The sequence below is a fragment of the Streptomyces sp. AC627_RSS907 genome (genome assembly GCF_019049165.1).
On sequence record NZ_JAGMUE010000224.1, the window covers coordinates 1 to 1,068 of the forward strand.

Annotated in this window: 3 protein-coding genes; all 3 read left to right on the forward strand. The window is 67.5% G+C overall.

Annotated elements, in window-relative coordinates; all coding sequences use genetic code 11:
- Positions 1 to 171: aminotransferase class V-fold PLP-dependent enzyme (locus KUM32_RS32700; protein ID WP_217145568.1), on the forward strand; the 171-nt coding region annotated here is incomplete at its 5' end.
- A 13-nt stretch (positions 172 to 184) separates the two neighbouring features.
- Positions 185 to 649 (forward strand): Fe-S cluster assembly sulfur transfer protein SufU, encoded by a 465-nt coding sequence (sufU, locus tag KUM32_RS32705; RefSeq protein WP_176161019.1) that lies wholly within the window; start codon positions 185 to 187, stop codon positions 647 to 649.
- Positions 646 to 981: a metal-sulfur cluster assembly factor gene (locus KUM32_RS32710; RefSeq protein ID WP_176161018.1), complete on the forward strand. Its 336-nt coding sequence runs from the start codon at positions 646 to 648 to the stop codon at positions 979 to 981. Before sufU ends, KUM32_RS32710 begins: the two co-directional genes overlap by 4 nt.
- Positions 982 to 1,068 lie beyond the last annotated feature (87 nt).

Below are 1,068 nucleotides of genomic sequence, written 5' to 3' on the forward strand. Positions count from 1 at the left end.
CTGGACGAGCAGGGCATCGCGGTGCGCGTCGGACACCACTGCGCGCGCCCGGTCTGCCTGCGGTACGGAATTCCAGCGACCACGCGAGCGTCGTTCTATCTGTACTCCACGCCGGCCGAGGTCGATGCCCTGGTCGAGGGGCTGGAGCACGTACGGAACTTCTTCGGGTAGGGGCTGCTGACTCGTGAAGCTTGATTCGATGTACCAGGACGTCATCCTGGACCACTACAAGCACCCGCACGGCCGGGGGCTGCGCGATGGCGACGCCGAAGTGCACCACGTCAACCCGACCTGCGGGGACGAGATCACGCTCCGCGTGCGGCTGGACGGCGACACCATCGCCGACGTTTCGTACGAGGGGCAGGGCTGCTCCATCAGTCAGGCGAGCGCCTCGGTGCTCAACGAACTGCTGGTGGGGAAGGAACTCACCGAGGCCAGCAAGGTCCAGGAGACGTTCCTTGAGCTGATGCAGTCCAAGGGCAAGATCGAGCCGGATGACGCGATGGAAGAGATCCTGGAGGACGCCGTGGCGTTCGCGGGCGTCTCGAAGTACCCGGCACGCGTGAAGTGTGCGCTGCTGAGCTGGATGGCCTGGAAGGACGCCACGGCCCAGGCACTGGGCGAGGGCACCGGGAGGAAGACCGCATGAGCGAGAACGCAACGATCACCAAGCCCGCCAGCGAGGAGGAGGTCCGCGAGGCGCTGTACGACGTGGTCGACCCCGAGCTGGGCATCGACGTCGTCAACCTGGGCCTGATCTACGGCATCCACATCGACGACGCCAACATCGCCACCCTCGACATGACGCTGACGTCAGCGGCCTGTCCGCTGACCGACGTCATCGAGGACCAGGCGAAGTCGGCCACCGAGGGCATCGTCAACGAGCTGCGCATCAACTGGGTCTGGATGCCCCCGTGGGGCCCGGACAAGATCACCGACGACGGCCGCGAGCAGCTTCGGGCGCTCGGGTTCAACGTCTGAGCCATCTCGCACGGCCCGGCCCGGGCCCGGCGTCACCCGCCGGGTCCCGATCCGGTCGCCGAGCGGGTCGCGCGCGGGGACGCAGCC